General features: G+C 36.7%; 25 protein-coding genes. 22 read left to right on the plus strand and 3 right to left on the minus strand.

What is annotated here, in order from left to right; all coding sequences use genetic code 11:
- The first annotated feature begins 49 nt into the window (after positions 1-49).
- From rarD to priA, 3 genes are read left to right on the plus strand one after another with little or no spacing between them, the layout of a single operon-like run.
- Positions 50-958, plus strand: a complete 909-nt coding sequence (rarD, locus tag PTQ27_RS03455) for an EamA family transporter RarD (protein ID WP_273749304.1) — start codon at positions 50-52, stop codon at positions 956-958.
- Positions 959-970: 12 nt separating this feature from the next.
- A complete protein-coding gene (locus PTQ27_RS03460) occupies positions 971-1,591 on the plus strand; it encodes a LysE family translocator (RefSeq protein ID WP_273749306.1) in 621 nt (206 codons plus the stop codon).
- The gene (gene priA / locus PTQ27_RS03465) at positions 1,588-3,801 is read left to right on the plus strand and encodes a primosomal protein N' (protein ID WP_273749308.1); all 2,214 of its coding nucleotides are present in this window, start codon (positions 1,588-1,590) and stop codon (positions 3,799-3,801) included. Before PTQ27_RS03460 ends, priA begins: the two co-directional genes overlap by 4 nt.
- A gap of 69 nt (positions 3,802-3,870) precedes the next feature.
- Here priA and PTQ27_RS03470 read toward each other — a convergent pair whose 3' ends face one another.
- Complete coding sequence (locus PTQ27_RS03470; protein ID WP_273749309.1) at positions 3,871-4,614, minus strand: YdcF family protein; 744 nt, start codon at positions 4,612-4,614, stop codon at positions 3,871-3,873.
- 146 nt (positions 4,615-4,760) lie between these two features.
- Here PTQ27_RS03470 and PTQ27_RS03475 point away from each other — a divergent pair, with 146 nt between their 5' ends.
- From PTQ27_RS03475 to PTQ27_RS03500, 6 genes are read left to right on the plus strand one after another with little or no spacing between them, the layout of a single operon-like run.
- Positions 4,761-5,735, plus strand: a complete 975-nt coding sequence (locus PTQ27_RS03475; RefSeq protein ID WP_273749310.1) for a polysaccharide pyruvyl transferase family protein — start codon at positions 4,761-4,763, stop codon at positions 5,733-5,735.
- A complete protein-coding gene (locus PTQ27_RS03480; RefSeq protein WP_434802821.1) occupies positions 5,736-6,929 on the plus strand; it encodes a lipopolysaccharide biosynthesis protein in 1,194 nt (397 codons plus the stop codon). It abuts the gene before it with no gap.
- A 2-nt stretch (positions 6,930-6,931) separates the two neighbouring features.
- Positions 6,932-7,693, plus strand: a complete 762-nt coding sequence (locus tag PTQ27_RS03485) for a glycosyltransferase family 25 protein (protein ID WP_273749311.1) — start codon at positions 6,932-6,934, stop codon at positions 7,691-7,693.
- Between the two features lie 11 nt (positions 7,694-7,704).
- Positions 7,705-8,952: a hypothetical protein gene (locus PTQ27_RS03490; RefSeq protein WP_273749312.1), complete on the plus strand. Its 1,248-nt coding sequence runs from the start codon at positions 7,705-7,707 to the stop codon at positions 8,950-8,952.
- On the plus strand, positions 8,945-9,829 hold the full coding sequence (locus PTQ27_RS03495) for a glycosyltransferase family 2 protein (protein WP_273749313.1): 885 nt from the start codon (positions 8,945-8,947) through the stop codon (positions 9,827-9,829). The genes PTQ27_RS03490 and PTQ27_RS03495 overlap by 8 nt, the downstream gene beginning before the upstream one ends.
- The gene (locus PTQ27_RS03500) at positions 9,829-10,629 is read left to right on the plus strand and encodes a glycosyltransferase family 2 protein (RefSeq protein ID WP_273749314.1); all 801 of its coding nucleotides are present in this window, start codon (positions 9,829-9,831) and stop codon (positions 10,627-10,629) included. The genes PTQ27_RS03495 and PTQ27_RS03500 overlap by 1 nt, the downstream gene beginning before the upstream one ends.
- 40 nt (positions 10,630-10,669) lie before the next feature.
- Here PTQ27_RS03500 and msrA read toward each other — a convergent pair whose 3' ends face one another.
- On the minus strand, positions 10,670-11,176 hold the full coding sequence (gene msrA, locus PTQ27_RS03505; protein ID WP_273749315.1) for a peptide-methionine (S)-S-oxide reductase MsrA: 507 nt from the start codon (positions 11,174-11,176) through the stop codon (positions 10,670-10,672).
- 217 nt (positions 11,177-11,393) lie between these two features.
- Here msrA and PTQ27_RS03510 point away from each other — a divergent pair, with 217 nt between their 5' ends.
- From PTQ27_RS03510 to deoD, 3 genes are all read left to right on the plus strand, one after another.
- On the plus strand, positions 11,394-12,656 hold the full coding sequence (locus tag PTQ27_RS03510; RefSeq protein WP_273749316.1) for a NupC/NupG family nucleoside CNT transporter: 1,263 nt from the start codon (positions 11,394-11,396) through the stop codon (positions 12,654-12,656).
- A 138-nt stretch (positions 12,657-12,794) separates the two neighbouring features.
- Entirely contained in the window at positions 12,795-13,571 is a 777-nt protein-coding gene (deoC, locus tag PTQ27_RS03515; RefSeq protein WP_273749318.1) for a deoxyribose-phosphate aldolase, read from the plus strand.
- Between the two features lie 26 nt (positions 13,572-13,597).
- Positions 13,598-14,317 carry a purine-nucleoside phosphorylase gene (gene deoD / locus PTQ27_RS03520; protein WP_273749320.1) on the plus strand — a complete coding sequence of 240 codons (720 nt, stop codon included), beginning with the start codon at positions 13,598-13,600 and terminating at the stop codon, positions 14,315-14,317.
- A 94-nt stretch (positions 14,318-14,411) separates the two neighbouring features.
- Here the strand turns inward: deoD and nfuA are convergent, their stop codons facing one another.
- Entirely contained in the window at positions 14,412-15,008 is a 597-nt protein-coding gene (gene nfuA / locus PTQ27_RS03525) for a Fe-S biogenesis protein NfuA (RefSeq protein WP_273749322.1), read from the minus strand.
- Between the two features lie 455 nt (positions 15,009-15,463).
- On the opposite strand from nfuA, the gene PTQ27_RS03530 reads away from it, so the two are divergent.
- The 10 genes from PTQ27_RS03530 (at position 15,464) to argH (ending at position 25,765) form a co-directional block, all read left to right on the plus strand.
- On the plus strand, positions 15,464-16,822 hold the full coding sequence (locus tag PTQ27_RS03530; protein ID WP_273749323.1) for a Na(+)-translocating NADH-quinone reductase subunit A: 1,359 nt from the start codon (positions 15,464-15,466) through the stop codon (positions 16,820-16,822).
- A gap of 3 nt (positions 16,823-16,825) precedes the next feature.
- Entirely contained in the window at positions 16,826-18,052 is a 1,227-nt protein-coding gene (locus PTQ27_RS03535; RefSeq protein WP_273749324.1) for an NADH:ubiquinone reductase (Na(+)-transporting) subunit B, read from the plus strand.
- On the plus strand, positions 18,045-18,836 hold the full coding sequence (locus PTQ27_RS03540; RefSeq protein WP_273749325.1) for a Na(+)-translocating NADH-quinone reductase subunit C: 792 nt from the start codon (positions 18,045-18,047) through the stop codon (positions 18,834-18,836). The genes PTQ27_RS03535 and PTQ27_RS03540 overlap by 8 nt, the downstream gene beginning before the upstream one ends.
- On the plus strand, positions 18,836-19,465 hold the full coding sequence (locus PTQ27_RS03545) for an NADH:ubiquinone reductase (Na(+)-transporting) subunit D (protein ID WP_273749326.1): 630 nt from the start codon (positions 18,836-18,838) through the stop codon (positions 19,463-19,465). Before PTQ27_RS03540 ends, PTQ27_RS03545 begins: the two co-directional genes overlap by 1 nt.
- 3 nt (positions 19,466-19,468) lie before the next feature.
- A complete protein-coding gene (nqrE, locus tag PTQ27_RS03550) occupies positions 19,469-20,065 on the plus strand; it encodes an NADH:ubiquinone reductase (Na(+)-transporting) subunit E (protein ID WP_273749327.1) in 597 nt (198 codons plus the stop codon).
- 12 nt (positions 20,066-20,077) lie between these two features.
- Positions 20,078-21,313: an NADH:ubiquinone reductase (Na(+)-transporting) subunit F gene (nqrF, locus tag PTQ27_RS03555; protein WP_273749328.1), complete on the plus strand. Its 1,236-nt coding sequence runs from the start codon at positions 20,078-20,080 to the stop codon at positions 21,311-21,313.
- Between the two features lie 356 nt (positions 21,314-21,669).
- Positions 21,670-22,704, plus strand: a complete 1,035-nt coding sequence (locus PTQ27_RS03560; RefSeq protein ID WP_273749329.1) for an FAD:protein FMN transferase — start codon at positions 21,670-21,672, stop codon at positions 22,702-22,704.
- A 31-nt stretch (positions 22,705-22,735) separates the two neighbouring features.
- Positions 22,736-22,981, plus strand: a complete 246-nt coding sequence (gene nqrM / locus PTQ27_RS03565) for a (Na+)-NQR maturation NqrM (RefSeq protein ID WP_273749330.1) — start codon at positions 22,736-22,738, stop codon at positions 22,979-22,981.
- Between the two features lie 141 nt (positions 22,982-23,122).
- Positions 23,123-24,289, plus strand: a complete 1,167-nt coding sequence (gene mnmA, locus PTQ27_RS03570; protein ID WP_273749331.1) for a tRNA 2-thiouridine(34) synthase MnmA — start codon at positions 23,123-23,125, stop codon at positions 24,287-24,289.
- A 96-nt stretch (positions 24,290-24,385) separates the two neighbouring features.
- Positions 24,386-25,765 (plus strand): argininosuccinate lyase, encoded by a 1,380-nt coding sequence (argH, locus tag PTQ27_RS03575; RefSeq protein ID WP_273749332.1) that lies wholly within the window; start codon positions 24,386-24,388, stop codon positions 25,763-25,765.
- Positions 25,766-25,911: the final 146 nt, after the last annotated feature.

Raw genomic sequence — 25,911 nt, forward strand, 5'->3', positions numbered from 1 at the left:
AATAACACTCATCATTTGATGAGTGTTTTCTCTTATAAGGTATCCTATTATGTTAAAAGGCGTTCTTTTATCGCTTTCAGCCTCTAGTTTATTTGGCTGCTTGTATTACCTTGCTGTTTTTTTACAGCCATTGTCAGGCGAAAGTATGTTTGGCATTCGTATGCTAGTTACTTTTCCTTTCTTGTTGTTAGCATTATTTCTACTCAAAAAGCAGGTGGAATTTGTTGAGTTTATTCGACGCTTAATTCAAGAACCTTATTTGCTAGTTATTATTTTATTAACATCATTGATTGTTGGCGGGCAAATGTGGCTCTTTTTATGGGCACCGAATAATGGTAAAGCATTAGAGGTATCAACGGGCTATTTACTTTTGCCAATCGTGATGGTTGCTTTTGGTAAAGCAATTTATAAAGAATCTCTTTCTCTAAATAAATGGTTAGCAATTAGCTTTGCTTTTGCTGGGGTGCTTAGCACTATTTGGTTATCAGGCAAGCTCTCCTTAGAAAGCATTTTTGTTTGTACTGGTTACCCTATCTATTTTTATTTACGCAGAAAATTTGGATTAAGCCATTTATATAGTTTTGTGATTGAAATTCTGTTTTTAATGCCACTCTCCCTCTATTTTATTGGGCAGACAGATATGGCATATATTCAAAACCAAAATCCTAATATTTACTATTTGATTGCATTATTAGGGCTTATTAGTGGCTTAGCCTTAATTAGCTATACTATCGCCAGTACTATTTTACCTTTTAATTTACTCGGTTTATTAGGTTATCTTGAGCCTTTCTTATTGCTGATTATCTCTTTTATTATTGGCGAAACCTTAGCAAAAGAATCTTATATTTTGATGATTTGCCTATTTATTGCGATTATATTTTTAATATTTGATGGTTTAATTGCTTTACGCCAACAGCAGAAAAAATGGCAGACTCAACATAATAAAGAAGTTAAATGAAAGAGATAGGAAATGGACGGAATTGTAAATTATTGGGGATTTTTGACCGCTTGTATCTTGCTAAATTTAACACCAGGGTCTGACACCATCTATATTCTAACTCGCACTATTGCCGAAGGGAAAAAATCTGGGCTAATGTCTTCATTTGGTATTTTAGCAGGGATATTATTCCATATTATAGCAGTTTCTTTAGGGCTTGCAGGCATAGTAGCTCATTCGCCAACGCTATTTAACTTATTAAAATATGCAGGTGCATTTTATCTGCTATATTTAGGCATAAAAATGTGGCGGGAGCCACTAGTATTAAATCAGCTAGATTTAGACAAATTACCTCTTTGGAAGATTTTCCGACAAGGGCTACTCACTAATTTATTAAATCCGAAGGTGGTTTTATTTTTCTTAGCACTGCTGCCACAATTTGTGTCTAGCAATTTGGATAATACTTTTCTGCCTTTTATGTTATTAGGTCTGACTTTTTTATCGACAAGCATAATTTGGGTTACTATTCTAGTTTTAATGGCAGCACCATTAGGAAATTTTTTACGTAATAATGCGACAGTAGGTTCATTGATGAATAAAATTTGCGGTTCGATTTTTATTGGGCTTGCAGTCAAAATTGGGTTAGAACAGTGAAATTAATTCGTGTAGCACTACCAGTGCCGTTACATCGTTATTTTGATTACTTACCGCTTGAGAATAGTATGCCTGTTAAAGGTACTCGAGTGGCTGTGCCTTTTGGGAAGCAAACCAAAATCGGTATTGTGGTGGATTTTCCACAAACAAGCGATGTGCCGATTGATAAACTCAAACCTATTCAAACCATTCTTGATGCTGAATCCGTTTTTGATGAAAAAATATGGCAGTTGCTTATCTGGGCGGCTCGTTATTATCACGCCCCTGTGGGCGAGGTGCTAAATAGTTCGTTACCTATAAAATTGCGTAATGGCGATTCAACCGTTCTTCCCCAACCTGATTATTTTACTGTTACCGAACAAGGGCGAAATTCACTTGTTATCGGCGAAAATAAAAAAGCCAAAAAACAAGTTGAGCTTTTAACGGAGCTAGCACAATTTGCAAAATATTTTGAAAAACCGACCGCTTGTAGTCCATCTGCGTGGAAAGGCTTGCTGGAAAAAGGTTATGTCGAGAAAATAGCGATTCCTATCAGCTCGCAACCTTGGCAACAAACATTAGGCGATTTGCCTCTGGTGAATAAGCAAAATTGCTTAACTTTAAATAAACAGCAAACGCTGGTGGTTAGCCGTTTAAATGCACAAAAAGAGTTTGCCGCATTTTTGCTTAATGGCGTAACGGGTTCAGGCAAAACGGAAGTCTATTTACAGCTTATTGAGGAAGTATTAAAACGAGAACAGCAAGTGCTGGTGCTGGTGCCGGAAATCGGTTTAACCCCACAAACGGTGCAACGTTTTAAGGCTCGTTTTAATGTTGAAATTGACGTGCTACATTCTAATATGAATGAAACCGAGCGTTTAAAAGCGTGGCTTAGAGCGAAAAATGGCGAAAGTGCGATAGTGATTGGCACTCGCTCGGCACTCTTTACTCAATTTAAACACCTGGGGGCGATTATTCTTGATGAGGAACACGACGGCTCGTTTAAACAACAAGAAGGTTGGCGTTATCACGCTCGAGATCTTGCGGTTGTGCGAGCAAAAAATAGCAATATTCCTATTGTGCTAGGTTCTGCTACCCCAAGTTTTGAAAGCTTGCAAAACGTACAAAACGGCAAATTTATTGAGCTTGAATTAACCGCCCGAGCCGGTAATGCACAACTTGCCAGCCAACAAATTATCGATTTAAAAACCCAACGCATTACCGCTGGGCTTTCTGAGCGTCTTATTTCTATGATGAAAAGCCATTTAACCCAAGGCAATCAGGTAATGCTATTTTTAAACCGCCGAGGTTTTGCCCCAGTATTGCTTTGCCACGAATGTGGCTGGATATGTGAATGTGAGGCTTGTAATAAACCTTTTACCTATCATCAAAAACAACGAGTATTGCGTTGCCACCATTGTGCCACTCAAAAGGTTATTCCTCGCCAATGTGGGCATTGTGGTTCGACTAATTTAATTACCACCGGCATTGGCACAGAGCAGCTTGAACAGGTACTAAGCGAACAATTCCCGACTTATCAAATTACCCGAATTGACCGAGATTCCACCACCCGAAAAGGCTCGTTAGAAAATCATTTAACCGCTATTAGAGAGGGTAAAAGCCAAATTCTCATTGGGACACAAATGTTAGCGAAGGGGCATCATTTCCCAAATGTAACTTTGGTGGCAATCGTAAATGTTGATTCTGCACTGTTTTCGAATGATTTTAGGGCGGAAGAGAGACTTGCTCAGCTTTATTTACAAGTGGCAGGGAGAGCTGGGCGTGCAGAGAAAAAAGGGGAAGTGGTGCTACAAACCCATTACCCTGATCACCCTTTACTCAAAACATTATTGGAGCAAGGTTATTTCGCCTTTGCTAAAGAAGCCTTAAAAATGCGACAAATAATGAATTTGCCACCGTTTTCAGCCCAAGTTTTATTTAAAGCGACGGGGAAAGATAACGCTCAAACGCAGCAAACCTTAGAACAACTTCACGGTTATTTCGCCCAAAAAATTCATCAACAAAATTGGCAAGGTTTTCAGTTATTGCCACCATTTTCCGCACCAATGGCAAAAAAAGCAGGGCATTATCGCTGGTTATTATTGATTCAGCATATGAGCCGTAGTGCTTTACAACAGTTATTGGATTGCTTTGATTTGGACAGGGAAAATTTAGCTATTCCAGCGAATATAAAATTAGCATTAGATATTGATCCACAAGAGATCAACTAAACAAGCGGTCTTGTTTCTTTGATAATTTGCAAATTAAGCAAGAAAAAAGACCGCTTGTTTGATTGAGTGTTACTTTTCTTTCCAATAGCCAAGCCATTCTTTGAGGGTCATCATATTACTGTTTAATGCATTAGCCTGAGGGATAAAATGCATTAGTTTTAATTCATAACTTTCTGGTGTTTTTCCATTGCCGACGCTGGCAGGAAGAATTTTAAAGCCTTGCTTTTCATAAAGTTTTTTGGCTCTTTGCATATGCCATTGGCTAGTTACAAGAATAATAGTATTAATATTTTCTTTCTCTAAAATAGCTTTTGTAAATTGGGCATTTTGAACGGTATTTAATGCTTTTTCTTCCTTCCATTGAGTTGGTACATTAAAAAATTCTTTTAATTCATTCTCCATAACTTCCGCTTCAGAATTACCGTTTGGGCTGGCTCCGCTAATTAAAATCGGCAGTTTGGTATGTTTATATAAATAGGCGGCATAGCGTAATCGTTCTAACGCAATAGCAGGGGTGGCAAGAGTGGCAAATAACTCTTTGCTGTCTCGTAACCCGCCACCTAGAATCACAATAGCTTGTGCGTGTTTGTAATCATCAATACTAAGATTATCTTCTACGATAAGGCTATCTTGTAATTTTTGTGCAGTGTAGGGAATAGAGAAAACATACAGTAATATAATGCCTAAAAATGAACATAGCAGACTGAACTTTTCCCATTTAAATTCGCCTAAAATAATTGCTGCTAACCAAAGTATTAAAATATTAAAGGGTGGCAGAATAATTGCAGTAATGAGTTTAGTTAATTCGTACATAATTTATGCCCTGAAATAAATTTGGGCAAAAAGAATAACTCACTCTTTTACAAAGAACAATATACAAAGAATAATAAATTTTATTGAATGACGTGAAAGTTATACTTTAAAATACTTCTCTTAAATTTCTCAAAAATAGAGCTTATATGAATAATACGATGCTTGCATTAAAGCAACAATTAAAACAAATTGCCGATTTAATTTTAGATAAAAATGATGTGCTATATTTTGATTATCCTCTGCACTTAAATGTGGGAGATTTGTTGATTTATGCAGGAACAGAGCAATTTTTTAAAGATTACCAAATCAATGTGCGTTTAAGACGTTGTTTGCAAGATTTTAGCTTAGCAGAAGCCAAAAAATACATTACACCAAATACAACCTTAATTTGCCACGGTGGTGGGAATTTTGGCGATTTGTATCCTAGCATCCAAAGATTACGTGAAGATATTGTTAAAACTTTCCCGAATAACCGTATTATTGTTATGCCTCAAACGGCATATTTTTCTAATGAAATTGCAATGAAACAATCTTCTGCTATTTTTAAGGCTCATAAAGATTGCCACCTGTTTGCGAGAGATGTAACAACTTATCAATTAATGAAAGAGCATTTTTCGAAAAATACGGTATTATCGCCAGATATGGCTCACCAATTATATGGTAAGTTAGCAACCAAAGCCGAAAGCTCAGCTAAACAATCTGAAAATGTATTGTATTTCTTGCGTAAAGATATTGAAAAAAGCCATTTAGAGCAGCAAATTCGAGCAACATTATCAACTCACTCAGCCATTAAAGATTGGGATGATATTTTAACGGATAAGGATCATCAGTTTGAATTGTGGATGAGCCGTTTTGCAAATATTGCCAATAAATTTGGGCTAAATTTTGTAAAAAATATCATCAATCAAATGTGGTATAAACGCAGTCTTGAAATTATTGAACGAGTAAGAAAGATTTTTATCAGTTACGATCTTGTGGTTACCAGCCGTTTACACGGACATATTTTTTCTTGCTTGCTTGAATTACCAAATGAAGTATGTGATAACGCTTACGGTAAAAATTTAGGTTATTACAATCAATGGACAAACCCGATTGAATTTAGCAAGCCTTATCAACAATAGATGATGAATACTAATCACCGTAATCTACTAAGTTTAATCTTGGTGACTATTTTAAGCACAGGGCTAACGATGGTTAGCTCTTTTTTGCTTGCTCGCTTATTAGCAGTAGAAGAGCGAGGCTTGTTTCAGCTATTTGTAACCTCTGTTACTTATTTAGTCACTATCGGTGTAGGCGGTGTAGGTTTTGCTTTTACGCTCAGTATGCGTAAACAGCAATATGCTGGATGGCGTTATTATTTTTGTAGCTTTTTGGCTTTTTCTGCACTTGTTGCATCTATCAGCTTATTCTTTTTTAATGTAACTACATTTTATGCACTATTTATTATCAATGTTGTTTTAACGGCAATTTCTGTTATTACATTAGAAAAAAGTAAAATTGATGCAAATTTAAAGATTTACCGTTTCATCTCACTCCAACAACCTATTTTAGCGGTAATCTTATATGGTGTTTGCTATTGGGTATGGGGTGAGCAACCTTTACCGACAACCTTATATTTATTGACGATTTTAACGGCATTACAAGCTATTTTTTGCTTGTTTTACCTGTATAAAATTGAGAAGAAATTTATCGCAACGCATAATGCTCAACCGATAAATTTTCAGTTCTTCCGCACAAATTGGCTAAAACAAAATTTATTACAAACATTTGGTGCCACAACGGTGAATCTAGATAAGTTTCTCATAGTTTCTTTAATGGGAAATTATACACTGGGGCTTTATACTGTTTGCATCGCATTTGATGCATTAGTGACTAAATTTATTAATATGTTGGCAGATTATTACTATTCGGGCTTGCTAAATAACATTAATCGAATTAAGTCAGCATTAGTATTGATTGGGGTAATTAGTTTAGGCTCGATAATTGTTGTGCCTTTTTTAGCTGAACCTATTATCGTATTTTTCTTCTCAGTAAAATATGTTGAAGTCGCACCATTATTACTGTGGTTTATTATTAATTCTATTATTGCAGGCTTATCTTGGTTACTTTCACAAAATATGCTGATTTTAGGTAAGCAGGTATTGCTTTTCACTCGTCAGCTTATTTCGATTATTGTCCTCGTTATTTTGTTCTATTATTTCAAAGATCTTGGATTACAAGGCGTGGCTTACGCATTAATCGGGGCAAGTTTAGTCAGATTAATGATTTCAATACTCTATTATTTTAAATTTCCAGTGAATGAAAACGGAAAATAACAATGAAAAAATATCTTATTTCTCTTGAGAGAGATCAGGCTCGTCGAGAGCTATTTTTTGCTCAGCCAAACACATCGGATTTTAATCTGTTTAGTGCAATTAATACGATGCAAGAAACGGATGAATCATTACAGGCACGTTTTGACTTTAATTTATTTGAGCAACGCTATGGACGTAAAGCAACGAAAGGTGAAATCGGTTGTACGTTAAGTCATCTTGCTATTTATCAACAAATTTTGGTAGATGAGAATATTAAAGATGAAGATTATGTATTGGTATGTGAAGATGACGCACTTTTTACAGATAATTTCCAAGCCAAACTAGATGCTTTATTACCTTATTGTGAGGCGGATTTTATTTGGGTAGGGCAGTCTAAAATTACCAATTTTAATGATAGTGAATTAGAGATTAATTATCCGATTGCACCAAGTTTCCTTTGCAAGAAAATTGAGAATACAAATTTAACTTATGGGTTGCCGTATAAACCTTATTTTGCCGGTACTGTTGCCTATTTAGTGCGTAAACAAGCGGTCAAAAAATTATTAAATTTTGCAAAATTACCGTTTTGGTTAGCAGATGATTACGTTTTATTCCAAGAACAACTTGGTTTAGTAGCTACTGCTGTTCGCCCATTATTAGCAATTGAAAACCCTCAAACGATTAGTAATTTATCGCAATTTAGAGCAGAGAAATATAATAATTTTTGGATGAAAATAGCAAAATATCCATTAAAAAAATTGTTCGCAATTAAACGAAATATGTAGAGAGAATAGAGTTGAGCACATTATTTAGTTTTTTTTATATTTATGACCCTTGGTTTTTCCATTTTTTTAGAATGGCATTTTTTGTCGGCTTAATTGCAGCCGTAATGATGCTAATTAAACTTTATAGAAATGAATTTAAAGCAGGTATTTCTATTCCATTAGATAGCTTATATGCCATTTTAGGATTATTGGTAATTAGCGTTATACCAATGCTGATTTATCGTTCAAATGATTTTTCAGTTGTTACAATGTATAGCAAATTGCTGATTTTATTTGGGTTTGGTGTGATTGGATATAACTTATTTTATCGCCAACAAAATAGCCAGCAAAAGCTAATAGCTGATTTAAAAATAGGTATTGTTATTCAATGGATTGTGGGTGTTGCAGCCTTGCTTGGCTTACCATTTATGGTAGATTTTGCCCTTTCTTCTAATGTGAATATGCCACGCTTTTTTGGTTCTGAGCAGGAATATCGTTTATACAATATTACGTCTGCGGCTTTTTTTCAGTTAAGTATTTTTTTTCTGTTTCTATTACATTTTTTATTGGCCTATAACGAGAAACATAACAATATTTCGAGTGTTTTCCTCTTTTTTATACTCTGTATTGGGCTTATTTCTGGCAGAACATTCCTATTGCTTTCTGTTGTGAGTATTCTTTTATATTTTAAATGGCGTTATCTTCCAGTGTTATTTATTTTTGCTGGAATGATTTTACTGCTAGCAATGTATTTACCAGATAATCGTTATGTTGCACACGCTTTAGAGCCTTTAATCAATCTACTTACAATGGTGGATAAATCACTGATCCACAGTGTGAATGAAGTAACCGAGGCAACACAACTAAGTTCATCAACAGATACTTTGCTAGAAGAGCATCTATATATGCCTCAATTAAAGCAGATTTTGTTTGGTGATGGTTTTTATTTTACTGAAGATGGGCGTTATTATGGTTTTACCGACTCGGGTTTTATTCGTCAGGTACTATATGGCGGAATAGGTTATATGTTAGCTTGCTTTGCTTTTACTGCATATTTTGTGTGGAAAGTTGCCCAAAATTGGTTTAATGGGAGTTGGAAGTTTACTCTTTCCACTCTTGCCATATTAAGTATTTGTAATATAAAAGCAGATACTTATGCCTTCCCTGGCATTATGTTTGTGTTGATTATTTTTTTATCATTGTTTGTTGAGAAGAATGAGAATACAAGCGGTCGCAATCTAATATTATTTTGCAAACAGAAGGATGCTAAAAATGTTTAGTATTATTGTGCCTTCTTATAATCGTAACGTTGAAATAGCTGAATTGTTGGAAAGCTTAAAACGGCAGACAGTTTATAATTTTGAAGTGATTGTAGTGGATGATTGTTCAAAAATGCCTGTTGAGGTCAATGAAGAATATCCGTTTAACGTTAATGTCATCCGTAATAATCCTAATGTTGGAGCAGCTCAAAGCCGAAATGTCGGGGCTAGCCACGCTAATCACGAATGGCTACTGTTTTTAGATGATGATGACCGCTTTATGCCGGAAAAATGTGAGCGATTAGCGGCTGAAATTACACAAAATGCAATAGTAAACTTCGTTTATCACCCCGCAAAATGTGAAATGGTCAATGAAGGTTTTACTTATGTAACTCGTCCGTTTAAAGATACAAAAGAGCTAACCAAAGAGAATATTTTAAAAGCCAACAAAATCGGCGGGATGCCGATGATTGGCGTGAAAAAAGAGCTGTTTTGCAAAATTGGCGGATTATCTGACCGCTTGCGTTCGTTAGAAGATTACGATTTCTTACTTAAATTGTTGGAAGAACCTGGTTTTTCGCCACTTTATGTTGATGAACCTTTAACTTATTGCACCTTTCATACCAAACGTGCCAGTGTTTCAACGGATACCGGCAATACCGAAAAAGCGATAGCCTATATTGAGCAAACTTATATAAAAACGGCAGAGCAGGCAGAGAATTTTAAGTTAAATTCACTCTATATTTTAAGTTATCCGCATATTATGAATTTATCCCGCACGGCGGCTAAATATTATTTTGCAATGTTTAAGCAAACTAAAAATATTAAGCAGTTCATTATTGCAGTGGTAATTTGTCTTTCGCCTAAATTGGCGATTAATCTAAAAAGGTTTTTATAATGAAATTTTCGGTATTAATGTCTTTATACATTAAAGAGCAACCTCAGTATTTAAGAGAATGTTTTGATAGCCTTAAAGCCCAAACTTATCCTGCCGATGAAATAGTTGTTTGTTTTGACGGAGCGGTAACGCAAGAGCTTGAAGCGATTGTGGAAGAATATAGTGCTGTTTTGCCAATAAAAGCGGTGAAGTTTCCACAAAGTCGAGGGCTAGGAAAAACCTTAAATGATGGTTTAACACATTGTTCAAATGAGTGGGTTTTCCGTATGGATACCGATGACATTTGTTTGCCAGAACGTTTTGAAAAACAGATTACGTTTATTGAGCAAAATCCTGAAATTGTGATTTTTGGCGGGCAAATTGCAGAGTTCGGGCAAGATATTAATGATCTTGTTGCTTACCGTAATGTGCCGACAACAGCGGATGAAATTGTGAAGTTTACCCGTAAACGTTGCCCTTTTAATCATATGACAGTCGCCTACCAAAAATCGAAAGTATTGGAAGTTGGCGGCTATCAAGATTTGCAAGAAGATTACTATTTATGGATAAAATTGATTGCTCAATTTAAACAAGTTGCCAATCTTCCCGATTTATTAGTTTATGCTCGAGTGGGTAATGGAATGGTAGGCAGACGACGTGGAATGGGACAAGCTCAAGCAGAATGGCGTTTGTATAAATTAAAAAATAGTTGCAACATTCACGATCCTATTTCGGGGTTTGTTATCTTTTTAATGCGTGCAGTGCCTCGGCTACTTCCCCTTTCCCTATTAAAAGCGGTTTATGGATTTGTCAGAAAATAATCAAAAAGAAAGCCACAGTTTTGCTACTGTGGCTTAGGTTTTATTGGTTTTTTAAAATCTCATTCATTAACTGAATGTCAATATGGCAATAGCCAGTTGGGTTTTTTACTAAATATTCCTGATGATACTCTTCTGCAGGGAAATATTGTTCTAACATTTCATTTTCAACTGCTAAAGGTTTATCAAAGTGTGTTTGTAGTTCAGCAAGTGCTTGATTAATGACAGGAATATCTTGCGGATCAACATAGTAGATACCCGTACGATACTGAATACCAACATCGTGACCTTGTTGATTAATACTTACTGGGTCAATCACTTTAAAGAAATAATCTAATAATTTCGCTAAGCTAATTTGATTGGCATCATAGGTTACTTTCACCACTTCTGCGTGTCCACTCCCTGCACATACATCTTGGTAGCTAGGGTTTAAGGTATTGCCATTAGCGTAACCTGATTGTGCTTTAATAACCCCATTAATGCGTTGCATAAAAGATTCTACTCCCCAAAAGCAGCCACCAGCTAAATAAATTTCACGAATGTTTTGCATATTGCTCTCCTAAAATATTGTTCACTTTTATAGAATAAAATGGCCTGTAAATTAGTAATAAAATACCATAAGTTACGCTTTGTCAATTTATGTTTGTATATATTAAATTTTACGAGCTTTTTTACACAAAAATAGGTATAGTATCGACACTTTATTCACTAGTTTATGGAAATGGTTTTCATTCTATAAATTCATTTTTTCATTTCAGAGGTTTTATATGGGTACACTTAATAGTCTTTTAGGTATTGTTGTGTTGCTGTTTATTGCTTTTCTGTTTTCTAGCAATAAGCGTTCAATCAGTCCACGTGCAGTATTAGGGGCATTAGCGTTACAAGTTGCGATTGGTGCATTAGTGTTATATGTGCCAGCTGGTCGTGATGCATTAAATGCAATGGCAAATGGTGTGGCAAAAGTGATTTCTTACGGCAACGAAGGGATTTCCTTTTTATTTGGTGGCTTAGTGAGCGATAAAATGTTTGAAGTCTTTGGTGGCGGTGGTTTCGTCTTTGCTTTCCGTGTGCTTCCTACCATTGTTTTCTTCTCTGCATTAATTTCATTACTTTACTATGTTGGTGTAATGCAATGGATTATCCGTATTTTAGGTGGCTTATTACAAAAAGCATTAGGTACATCGAAAGCGGAATCTATGTCAGCAGCGGCAAATATCTTTGTTGGTCAAACAGAAGCACCACTTGTCGTTAAACCTTATATCAGCAAAATGACAGAGTCTGAGTTATTTGCCATTATGTCTGGTGGCTTGGCTTCTATTGCAGGCTCTGTAATGGCAGGTTATGCAGGAATGGGGGTACCTTTAACTTACCTTATCGCAGCTTCGTTTATGGCAGCACCGGCAGGTTTATTATTTGCAAAAATTATGGTGCCACAAACAGAACAGTTCCGTGACGAATTAGAAGCGGTTGATTTAGAAAAACCTGCAAACATTTTAGATGCAGCTGCATCAGGTGCTTCATCTGGTATGCAATTAGCGTTAAATGTTGGGGCAATGTTAATCGCATTTGTGGCATTAATTGCATTAATTAATGGTATTTTAGGCGGTGTTGGTGGCTGGTTTGGCTACGATACTTTAAATCTCGGTCAAATTTTTGGTTGGGTATTTAAACCATTAGCTTGGGTAATTGGTGTACCTTGGGCTGAGGCTGAAATTGCAGGCCAAATGATTGGCTTGAAATTAGCGGTAAATGAGTTTGTTGGCTATTTAGAATTTGCAAAATATTTAGCACCTGAATCTACCGTGCAGTTAAGTGAAAAAACCATTGCTATTATTACTTTTGCATTATGTGGCTTTGCAAACTTTAGCTCTATTGCGATTTTAATCGGTGGTATTGGTGCAATGGCTCCTGGCCGTCGAGGTGATATCGCACGTCTTGGTATTAAAGCGGTAATTGCTGGTTCATTATCTAACTTGATGAGTGCAACCATCGCAGGATTATTTATCGGATTAGGCGGTGCGGTTATTTAATCAAATCTTCTCAGTAAAACCACTAGAAATAGTGGTTTTATTGTTTTTTATCTCAGGTAAACGGTTGCTTGAAAATTAGCTATTTACAAGCGGTTAGATTTTTATAAAAATTTACAAATAATAAAAAGGAGAAGGCTTATGACATTAAAAAATTCGGCTCAATTAGCACTTTCTTTAATGGATTTAACCACATTAAATGAAAATGATACTGATGAAAAAGTGATTTCATTGTGCCAACAAGCAAAGACAGAATTTGGTACGCCTGCGGCGGTTTGTGTGTATCCTCGTTTTGTACCTATTGCTCGTAAAGCATTGAAAGCTGCCGGTATTGAGCAAGTAAAAATTGCCACAGTGACTAACTTCCCACACGGTAATGATGATATTGAAATTGCTGTTACCGAAACGAGAGCAGCTATTGCTTACGGTGCAGATGAAGTAGATGTGGTTTTCCCTTACAAAGCATTAATTGCAGGCGACGAAAATGTTGGTTTTGAATTAGTGAAACAATGCAAAACAGCTTGTGCAGCAAATAATGTGTTACTTAAAGTGATTATTGAAACAGGCGAGCTGAAAACAGAGCCGCTTATTCGCAAAGCAAGTGAAATTTCAATTCAAGCAGGGGCTGATTTTATTAAAACCTCAACTGGTAAAGTGGCGGTTAATGCAACCTTAGAATCGGCTCGTATTATGCTTGAAACCATTCGTGATTTAGATGTTGCTAAAACCGTTGGCTTTAAGGCTGCTGGTGGGGTAAAAACATCTGAAGAAGCTGCTCAATATTTAGAATTAGCAAGTTCTCTTTTAGGTAAAGAATGGGTGAGTGCTTCACATTTCCGTTTTGGAGCATCAAGTTTATTAGCTAATTTATTAGCAACATTGAATGGTGAACAGCAACAGTCTGTTCAAGGTTATTAATTAATATTTACTAAGAGGAAAATAAAATGGCAACTCCACACATTAACGCACCAGAAGGTGCTTTCGCAGACGTTGTAATTATGCCGGGTGATCCACTTCGCGCAAAATACATTGCTGAGACTTTTTTAGAAAACGCAGAAGAAGTTACTAATGTACGTAATATGTTAGGCTACACAGGAACTTATAAAGGTCGCCGTATTTCAGTTATGGGACACGGTATGGGGATTCCATCTTGTTCTATCTATGCAAAAGAGCTAATCACAGAATATGGTGTGAAAAAAATTATTCGTGTGGGTTCTTGTGGTGCAGTGCGTACTGATGTGAAAGTTCGTGATATTGTAATTGGTACTGGTGCTTGTACAGACTCTAAAGTAAACCGTATCCGTTTCCGTGATAACGATTTCGCAGCGATTGCAGACTTTGATATGACATTAGCCGCTCACCAAGCAGCGAAAGAGAAAGGTATCGAAGCACGCTTTGGTAATTTATTCTCTGCAGATTTATTCTATTCTCCAGATGTTGAAATGTTTGATGTAATGGAAAAATACGGCATCTTAGGTGTAGAAATGGAAGCTGCAGGTATTTATGCAGTGGCGGCAGAGTTCGGTGCTAAAGCATTAGCGATTTGTACTGTATCTGACCATATCCGCACTGGCGAACAAACAACCTCAGAAGAGCGTCAATTAACCTTCAACGGTATGATTGAAATTGCATTAGAGTCAGTATTAATCGGTGATAAGCAATAATTGTTTTGAGTTCGTAAAATATTACAAGCGGTTAAATTTTGTAAATAAATTTCAAAATTTAACCGCTTGATTTTTTTTCAAAAATACTATCTACTTAGTAGTATGAATGTTCGCCGTGTTGGTGTTCAGTAACATCTTTTACACCAACTAGCTCATCTGGGAATTGAGCTAATAGCTGCTTTTCGATACCTTCTTTTAACGTAACATCAACCATTGAGCAACCATTACAACCGCCACCAAATTGTAAAATAGCATATTTGTCATCGGTAACTTCAATAAGTGTAACCCTTCCTCCGTGACTTGCTAATTGAGGGTTGATCTGTGTTTGGATAACATAATCTAAACGCTCAATAAACGGGGCATCATCAGCAACTTTACGCATTTTGGCATTGGGAGCCTTTAAGGTAAGTTGTGAACCCATTGGATCTGTTACATAATCAATTTCCGCTTCATCTAAAAAAGGCAGACTCACATCATCAATAAACGCAGAAAATTGATTAAAAGTAAACTCTGTATCGGTTTCCTCTACTGCATTTGGCGGACAATAAGAAACACCACATTCTGCACTAGGAGTGCCAGGGTTTACAACAAAAATACGAATGTTAGTTCCTTCTTCTTGCTGTTCTAATAAGCGGAAAAAATGTGCTTGGGCAGCATCTGAAATTGAAATATGAATTGTTTGTTGTTCCATTCTGATAATCCTATTTATTCAAAATACTCTACAAAAATTATCAACTATTTTACGCTTGAATTTGAAAATTGCCTAGTTAAAAATTTTTTGCAAACTTTTAACAAAATTCAACCGTTTGTGTAGAAAAGTTGGTAACTATTTATGGTTAGTTTAACAGCTGATAACTAATAATTATTGATTTATTTCAAATTTTGTAAAGGGAAAATGCAAAAAAAAGGGGGTTTTTATAGCCATAAGGGGAGGTTTTTAGGTAAAATATTATGATTATTTTTTATTAACCTTTTGTTACAAAAAATAGATAAAAGGTCAAAAACAGATTTGAGAACTTAATGTGGCTTATTAAAAATAAGTGGGGGAATCATCGTTTATTTTTAATATAAAGCTGCGGCTCAATAGAAGCGATTGCGTTATTCGCAATCATATTTTTAACCCAAAATATAAGTAGTGCAAACAATATGATTACAATCAAAAATGGCTTAGATCTTCCAATTTCTGGAAAACCTGAGCAAGTAATCCATAACGGCAATGCCGTTACTGAAGTTGCTATGCTTGGTGAAGAATATGTAGGTATGCGTCCTTCAATGAAGGTTCGTGAAGGTGATGTAGTGAAAAAAGGCGAGGTTCTTTTTGAAGATAAAAAGAATCCAGGTGTTATTTTCACAGCCCCTGCAAGCGGTACAGTAACTGCGATTAATCGTGGCGAAAAACGTGTTCTTCAATCGGTAGTAATTAAAGTTGAGGGTGATGAGCAAATTACCTTTGATCGTTATGATGCTAACCAATTAGTTTCATTAACTTCAGAGCAAGTAAAACAAAATCTAGTATCGTCAGGTTTGTGGACAGCGTTCCGTACTCGTCCATTTAGTAAAGTACCAGCACTAGATGCAACTCCATCATCGATTTTTGTGAATGCAATGGATACCAATCCGCTTGCGGCAAATCCAGAAGTCATTATTGCAGAACAGCAACAAGCTTTCTTTGATGGTTTAACAGTGTTAAGCCGTTTATTTGAAGGTCAAAAAACCATTCACCTTTGTGGTGGGGCTGATTCTAATATCTTAAATGCAGCACAAAGTCGCCAAATTGAAAATGTAGAAACTAATCGTTTCAAAGGCCCGCATCCTGCTGGTTTGTCTGGTACACATATTCACTTTATTGATCCTGTAAGTGCAACAAAATCGGTATGGTATTTAAACTATCAAGATGTTATTGCAATCGGGAAATTATTCACAACAGGTGAATTATTCACAGATCGTGTTGTAGCCTTAGCTGGTCCTCAGGTGAAAAATCCTCGTTTAGTGCGTACCCGTTTAGGTGCAAACCTTTCACAATTAACGGCAAATGAACTTAATGCTGGTGAAAACCGTGTTATTTCTGGTTCTGTGTTAAATGGTACCACGGCAGTAGGTGCTCACGATTACTTAGGTCGTTACGCTTTGCAAGTATCAGCGTTATTAGAAGGTCGTGAAAAAGCATTCTTTGGAATGATTGCTCCTTATTCAGATAAATATTCTATTACACGTACAACATTAGGGCATTTCGCTAAAAAATTATTTAATTTTACTACTGCAGTTCACGGTAGTGAGCGAGCAATGGTGCCAACAGGTGCTTATGAGCGAGTAATGCCATTAGATATTATCCCAACGCTATTATTACGTGACTTAGCCGCAGGTGATACTGATTCTGCCCAAGCATTAGGTTGCTTAGAGTTAGATGAAGAAGATTTAGCATTATGTACCTTTGTATGTTCTGGTAAAAATAACTGGGGTCCAATGTTGCGTGCAGCATTAGATAAGATCGAGAAGGATGGTTAAAAAATGGGTTTGAAAAATCTTTTTGAAAAAATGGAACCCGCTTTCCATAAAGGTGGGAAGTATGAAAAATACTATACACTATTTGAAGCAGCGTACACCATTTTTTATACACCGGGTACAGTAACTCGCAAAGATGCTCACGTGCGTGATGCGATTGACTCAAAGCGTATGATGTTATTCGTATGGCTTGCTTTATTCCCTGCAATGTTCTATGGAATGTACAATGTAGGTCATCAAGGTATTCTTGCTGCACTACAAATGGGAACATTAACAGACTTAGTTGCTAGCGACTGGCACTATAGCTTAGCAGATAGCTTAGGTGCAGTAACTGATGCAGGCTGGGGAACCAAAATGTTGCTAGGTGCGACGTATTTCCTACCAATCTATTTAACTGTATTTGCAGTGGGTGGTTTCTGGGAAGTTGTATTTGCAATGGTTCGCAAACACGAGATTAATGAAGGTTTCTTTGTAACTTCTATCTTGCTTGCATTAATTGTTCCGCCAACATTACCACTATGGCAAGCAGCACTTGCAACAACTTTCGGTGTTGTTGTTGCTAAAGAAATCTTTGGTGGTGTAGGTAAAAACTTTATGAACCCGGCTCTTGCTGGTCGTGCATTCTTATTCTTTGCTTACCCTGCACAAATCTCAGGCGATACTGTTTGGGTTGCGGCAGATGGTTTCTCAGGTGCAACGGCATTATCGCAATGGGCAGCAGGCGGTCAAGCTGGATTAAAACACGCTGTTACAGGTGAGACAATTACTTGGATGGATGCATTCTTAGGTAATATTCCAGGATCTATTGGTGAAACATCTACGCTAATGCTTATTATTGGTGCAGCAATTATCGTATTTGCTCGTATTGCATCTTGGAGAATTATTGCGGGTGTGATGATTGGTATGGCAGCCACTGCAACATTATTTAATGTTATTGGTTCAGATACTAACCCATTATTCTCAATGCCTTGGCACTGGCACTTAGTATTAGGTGGTTTCGCATTAGGTATGTTCTTTATGGCAACTGACCCAGTATCAGCTGCGTTTACCAATAAAGGTAAATGGTGGTACGGTGCATTAATTGGTGCTATGGCAGTTATTATTCGTGTAGTAAACCCAGCATATCCAGAAGGTATGATGCTAGCGATTTTATTTGCTAACTTGTTTGCTCCAATCTTTGACTACCTAGTGGTTCAAGCTAATATCAAACGTCGGAGAATTCGCAATGTCTAAATTCAATAAAGATAGCGTAGGCGGCACAATTCTTGTCGTTGTACTTTTAAGCTTAGTTTGCTCAATTATTGTTGCAGGTTCTGCAGTCGCACTAAAATCGACTCAAGAAGAGCAAAAAGTATTAGACGTTCAACGTAATATCTTAAGCGTTGCAGGTCTATTAAATGAAGATACGAGTTCGTCATATATCAAGAAAACCTATGGTGAGTTAATTGAACCTCGTTTAGTTGATTTAGCAACGGGTGAATATGTAGAAAATGTTTCTCGTGAAGATATCGAGAAATTTGATGTATCATCAGCAGTTAAAGACTCTTCTCAAAGTCAAAATATTGCCGCAGAAGATGATAAAGCTCGTATCAGAAAGCGTGCGAATCAAGCTCGTGTTTATTTAGTTAAAGATGCTGAAGGTAACACAACCCAATATATTTTACCTATTTATGGTACAGGTCTATGGTCTGTAATGTACGGGTTTGTATCTGTTGCACCTGATGCTAATACAATAAATGGTATTACTTATTATGAGCAGGGCGAAACTGCAGGTCTTGGTGGTGAGATCACAAATCCTAACTGGCAGAAAAACTTCGTAGGTAAAAAACTGTTCAATGATGAAGGTAAATACGCATTTAAAGTATTTAAAGCACAATCAACAGATCCTGTTCACGGTGTTGATGGCTTATCTGGTGCAACATTAACAGCTAATGGTGTACAAGGTACTTTCGATTACTGGTTCAGCAAGAACGGTTTAGGTAAATATCTTGAAAAGCTTAAAGCGGGGGCAAACTAATGTCTGAAGCAAAAAGTAATTTTAAAGATCTGTTATTATCGCCTATTGCGAAAAATAATCCGATTGCATTACAAATCTTAGGTATTTGTTCTGCACTTGCGGTAACAACAGGTTTAAAAACATCTGTAGTAATGTCTATTGCGGTAGTCTGTGTTGCAGCATTATCAAACTTATTTGTTTCGTTAATTCGTAACTATATTCCAAATAGTATCCGTATTATCGTGCAATTAGCCATTATCGCATCACTTGTAATTGTGGTGGACCAAGTATTAAAAGCCTTTGCTTATGAATTATCTAAGCAGCTTTCAGTATTCGTTGGTTTAATTATTACTAACTGTATCATTATGGGTCGTGCAGAAGCATTTGCAATGAAATCACGTCCATTAGAAAGTTTAATCGATGGTATCGGTAATGGTTTAGGTTACGGTGCAATCTTATTAATAGTTGCATTCTTCCGTGAATTAATCGGTGCGGGTAAACTTTTCGGTATTACAGTATTTGAAACTGTTCAAAATGGTGGTTGGTACCAAGCAAACGGTCTATTCTTACTTGCACCAAGCGCATTCTTTATCATCGGATTCTTAATCTGGGGTTTAAGAACGTGGAAACCAGAGCAACAGGAGAAATAGTCAATGGAACATTATATTAGTATCTTCGTGAAGGCGATCTTCATTGAAAACTTGGCTCTTTCTTTCTTCTTAGGTATGTGTACATTCCTTGCAGTTTCTAAGAAAGTTTCAACGGCCTTTGGTTTAGGTATTGCAGTAACATTTGTATTAGGTATTGCAGTTCCAGTAAACCAATTAATCTATGCAAATATCTTAAAAGATAGTGCATTAGTTGAAGGTGTGGATCTTTCTTTCCTTAACTTTATTACATTTATCGGTGTAATTGCGGGTCTAGTACAAATTCTTGAGATGGTATTAGATAAATTTATGCCTGCTCTTTATAACGCATTAGGTATTTTCTTACCTCTAATTGCGGTTAACTGTGCAATCTTTGGTGGTGTATCATTTATGGTGCAGCGTGAATATAACTTCCCAGAATCAGTAGTTTATGGCTTTGGTTCAGGCCTAGGCTGGATGTTAGCGATTGTTGCATTAGCAGGTTTAACTGAGAAAATGAAATATGCTGATATTCCAGCAGGCTTAAAAGGTTTAGGTATTACCTTTATCACAGTAGGCTTGATGGCATTAGGCTTTATGTCGTTCTCTGGTATTCAACTATAAGGAGTGTAGAAAATGAGTGGTTCAGCAGTTCTTGCACTCGGTATTGTTGCGTTCACTGCAATCGTATTAGTTTTAGTTGCAATTATTTTATTTGCTAAATCAAAATTAGTGGATTCTGGCGATATTACTATTGGTATTAATGATGATCCAGAAAAAGCAATTACGTTACCAGCAGGTGGCAAATTACTTGGTGCACTAGCAAGCAAAGGTATTTTCGTATCAAGTGCTTGTGGTGGTGGTGGCTCTTGTGGTCAATGTATTGTTAAAGTGAAATCTGGTGGTGGTGAAATTTTACCAACGGAACTTTCACATATTTCAAAACGTGAAGCTAAAGAAGGTTACCGTTTATCTTGCCAAGTAAATGTTAAAGGCAATATGGAAGTTGAGTTACCAGAAGAGATCTTTGGTGTTAAGAAATGGCAATGTACTGTTATTTCAAATGACAACAAAGCGACCTTTATCAAAGAACTTAAACTTGCTATTCCAGAAGGTGAGGAAGTACCTTTCCGTGCAGGTGGTTATATCCAGATTGAAGCAGATCCTCACACGGTTCATTATAAAGATTTTGATGTACCAGAAGAGTATCACGAAGACTGGGATAAATATGACGTATGGCGTTATGTATCTAAAGTTGATGAGCCGATTATTCGTGCTTATTCAATGGCTTCATACCCAGAAGAAAAAGGCATTATTATGCTTAACGTACGTATTGCAACACCTCCACCGAATAAGCCTGATGCACCTCCGGGTCAAATGTCTTCATACATTTGGTCATTAAAAGAAGGCGATAAAGTAACTATTTCTGGTCCATTTGGTGAATTCTTCGCTAAAGATACAGATGCAGAAATGGTATTTATTGGTGGTGGTGCAGGTATGGCACCAATGCGTTCACATATCTTCGACCAATTAAAACGTTTGAAATCTAAGCGTAAAATGACCTTCTGGTATGGTGCACGTTCTGAGCGTGAAATGTTCTATACTGAAGATTTTGATATGCTACAAGCGGAAAATGAAAACTTTAAATGGTATGTGGCTCTTTCTGATCCGCTACCAGGCGATAGAGAAGACTATTTCCGTGGTTTCATTCACAATGTGCTTTATGAAAATTACCTGAAAAATCACGAAGCACCGGAAGATTGTGAGTACTATATGTGCGGACCACCAATTATGAACTCATCAGTAATCAATATGCTGAAGAGCCTAGGTGTAGAAGATGAAAACATCTTATTAGATGATTTCGGTGGTTAATCCCAAATCTTTCTAAATAAACAAGCGGTCAATTTTGTAAAAAAGTTTGCAAAATTAACCGCTTGTTCGTATTAGAAATTGGATATTTAGATGAAAAAACTTAGTATTTCGGCACTAACTAATGTCTTTATCTCTCTTGATAAGTCTATAATGGAATTTCTGGTTTTCTCGAAAGTACGGCTTTTTTAGTGAAGCAGCTTCAAGAACGTAATTTAAATGATTGGTTTAACCGAATCACAACGTAAAATTGTTGTTGATATTTTAAAAAACAGTTGGATTTTGCAGAAATATGAAGTGCTTATTTAGCTAGCGAAATATGATATAATTGACCAAATTTTTAACTCTTATTTTTGAAAATGAAAAAAAATTTTCTTCTTTTTATTTCTCTACTTGTTTTAAGTGCTTGCGAAAAAGCCCCTGAACAAATTGCATTTTCAGGTAAAACAATGGGAACAACTTATACGGTTAAATATATTGATAATGGTGAAGTCAATAACTTAGTTTCGCCTGAAAAAATGCAAAATGCGTTAGATGAATTATTGGTTGGAGTGAATAATCAAATGTCCACCTACCAACAAGATTCAGAAATCAGCCGTTTCAATCAGCTTAAACAGGCTAACCAAGCGGTCGAAATTTCGCAAGATTTTGCAAAAGTAGTACAAGAAGCAATTCGATTAAATACAGTAACAGAAGGTGCCTTGGATGTTACTGTTGGGCCTTTAGTTAATCTCTGGGGATTTGGGCCAGATAAACGTTTAAATAAAGTGCCATCTGCCGAACAAATTACAGAACGTTCAGCTTACATTGGAATTGATAAAATCTCATTATCTCTAGAAAGTAAACCAACGCTTACAAAGTCAGAGCCTAACCTCTATTTAGATCTCTCTTCTATTGCAAAAGGCTTTGGGGTAGATAAACTAGCTGAACATCTTGAAAATATCGGTGTGAGCAATTACTTAGTTGAAATTGGTGGAGAATTACGTGGTAAAGGTAAAAACTTACAGGGAGTGGATTGGCGAATTGCGATTGAACAGCCTATTGTTGAACAAGCACAATCTGCACAAATCACAGTGCCGTTACATAACTTAGCAATGGCAACCTCTGGAAGTTATCGAAATTATTTTGAGGATGAACAAGGTAATCGACTTTCACACATTATTAATCCAACATTGTTACGCCCGGTTAGCCACAATTTGGCTTCTATCACGGTATTAGCACCAACAACAATGACAGCAGATGGGTTATCAACAGGCCTATTTGTATTAGGTGCAGAAAAAGCATTGGAAATTGCAGAACGAGAAAATTTAGCTATTTTCTTAATCACCAAAAATGGCGATACATTTGAAACACAAATGTCGAGCGAGTTTAAAAAATTGATTAATCAAAATTAATTATTCATTTAATATCTAGTTGGAGTTTAAAATGGAAACAATATTATTAACTTTCGGATTTTTCTTAGCAGTAATTATTGCAATGTCTGTCGGATTTATTATTAAAGGTAAAGAATTAAAAGGCAGCTGTGGTGGTATTAGTGCATTAGGTATGAAAAAAATGTGCGACTGTGAAGAGCCTTGCGATAACTTAAAATCAAAAATTGCAGATGGCACAGCAGATCCTGAAGAAGTTGCACGTTTTAATAAAGAGCCACAATTTTACGAAGTAAAATAAGATTCATAGAATAGAAGGTTCTTTTAGTAAGCGGTCGAATTTGCAAAAAATTTTGCAAATTTAACCGCTTGTTACTTTTATAGTGGGAATTTTCCCACACTAACCAATGTGCTTCGCCTTAACCGAAGTTACGGGAGACTTATGACAACGCAATTAACCTCAAAAACTTACGACACCCATTTCCCCAAATTAACCCCTGAACAACTTGCTGAAAACGGCAAGAAAAAAGTCATTATCGGTATGTCGGGTGGGGTGGATTCTTCTGTTTCCGCTTTTATTCTGCAACAACAAGGCTACCAAGTTGAAGGTTTGTTTATGAAAAACTGGGAAGAAGACGATGATACCGATTACTGCACTGCAGCTGCAGATCTCGCTGATGCTCAAGCGGTTGCCGATAAGCTTGGAATGAAGCTACATAAGATCAATTTTGCCGCAGAATATTGGGATAATGTTTTTGAATATTTCTTAGCAGAATACAAAGCTGGTAGAACACCGAACCCTGATATTTTATGTAATAAAGAGATCAAATTTAAAGCTTTTTTAGAATATGCTGCAGAAGATCTTGGGGCGGATTATATTGCAACGGGGCATTATGTTCGCCGTAGTGATGACGATGCAAATGCTAAATTATTACGTGGCTTAGATGAGAATAAAGATCAGAGCTATTTCTTGTATGCCTTAAATAAAAAACAAGTGGGACAGAGTTTATTCCCTGTCGGTGAAATTGAAAAACCGATTGTGCGTGCGATTGCAGAAGATTTAGGTTTGGCTACGGCAAAGAAAAAAGATTCAACAGGGATCTGTTTTATTGGCGAACGTAAATTTAAAGATTTCCTCGCACGTTTCTTGCCGGCTCAACCGGGAGAAATTCGCACAGTGGAAGGTAAATTAGTTGGGCGTCACGACGGTTTAATGTATCACACTCTAGGGCAACGAAAAGGCTTAGGTATTGGCGGTGTGAAAGGGTTGAGTGAAGATCCTTTCTATGTGGTAGAAAAAGATCTAATTAACAATGTATTGATCGTTGCTCAAGGACACGATAATTCAGCCCTGCTTTCAAAAGGCTTGATTGCAAAACAACTTACTTGGGGGGATATGCAGCCTCTGCGTGAAAATCTACGTTGCACGGTAAAAACACGTTATCGTCAGGCAGATATTCCTTGTGAAATTCAGGTAATTGATGATGAAGCAATTCAGGTTATTTTTGATGAACCACAAATTGCAGTTACACCAGGGCAATCAGCCGTGTTTTATTTAGGTGAAGTGTGTTTAGGTGGCGGTATCATCGAGACGCAATTAAAATTATAAATAAATATTGAAATTTTTTGCATATTTATGCAAAATAGCGTTAATTCAAGGCGGTAAAACGCCTTTTTCATTTTAACAGCAGACAAGGAATACATTATGGCTCTTTGGGGTGGACGTTTCACACAGCAGGCAGATGCCAAATTCAAATATTTTAATGATTCATTACGTTTTGACTATCGTTTAGCAATTCAAGATATTGAAGGCTCAATCGGTTGGGCTAAAGCCATTACCACAGTTGGTATTTTAACCGAACAAGAATTAACACAACTGATTGCAGCTCTAAATGAAGTGCGTGCAGAGGTTGAATCGAACCTTTCAATTATTTTAAAAGACGATGCGGAAGATATTCATAGTTGGGTAGAATCTAAACTTATCGAAAAAGTGGGTGATTTAGGTAAAAAATTACACACAGGGCGTAGCCGTAATGACCAAGTAGCACTTGACATTAAAATGTGGTGCAAAGTGCAAGCGGTGTTACTCCAAGAGCGTATTCGTGCTTTACAAGAACGCTTAGTTTCTGTAGCGGAAGAAAATCAAAATTCGGTAATGCCGGGTTACACCCACTTACAACGTGCTCAACCCGTTACTTTTGCTCATTGGTGTATGGCATATTATGAAATGTTAGAGCGTGATTTTAGCCGCTTAACCGATGCTAATAACCGAATGAGCACTTGCCCACTTGGTTCTGGTGCATTGGCAGGAACGGCATATGGCATTGATCGTGATTTATTGGCTCGTAATTTAGGTTTTGAAGAAGCAACCCGTAATAGTTTAGATAGTGTTTCTGACCGTGATCATATTTTAGAGTTACTCTCAACGGCATCTATTAGTATGATGCACCTATCTCGTTTTGCGGAAGACTTAATTATCTTTAATAGCGGTGAGTCAGGTTTCCTTGAAATGTCAGATCGTGTAACCTCTGGTTCTTCACTGATGCCACAAAAGAAAAACCCAGATGCTTGTGAGTTAATTCGTGGTAAATCAGGTCGTGTATTTGGGGCATTAACGGGCTTATTAACCACCCTTAAAGGCTTACCGCTTGCTTATAATAAAGATATGCAAGAAGATAAAGAAGGTATTTTTGATGCGATTGAAACCTGGCAAGCTTGCTTAGAAATTGCCGAATTAGTGCTAGTGGATATCCAAGTGAATACCGAACGCACCCGTGAGGCTGCTCAACAAGGTTATGCAAATGCAACAGAATTAGCTGATTATTTAGTGGCGAAAGGCGTACCATTCCGTGAAGCTCACCATATTGTTGGCGAAGCGGTGGTTTATGCAATTAGCAAAAAACAGCCATTAGAAGCCTTAGAGATTGCAGAATTCCAGCAATTCCATTCTTCTATCAGCGATGACGTTTACCCGATTCTTTCATTAGAATCCTGCCTAGAAAAACGTTGTGCTAAAGGCGGGGTAAACCCTCAACGTGTTGCAGAAGCGATTGCAACAGCTAGAGCCTATCTATTCGCCCAATAGTGTTTACAAGCGGTCAGATTTGCCAATTTTTTTGCAAAAATGGCCGCTTGCAGATTAAAATTTCAATAATTTTGCCTGTTAAGATTGCAAAATTGCCATTACCTCTTTAAACTTCCGAGTAATTTTTTGAATTTTTTATTTCTACT

The organism is Mannheimia cairinae (assembly GCF_028649535.1).
GTDB classification, from domain to species: domain Bacteria; phylum Pseudomonadota; class Gammaproteobacteria; order Enterobacterales; family Pasteurellaceae; genus Mannheimia; species Mannheimia cairinae.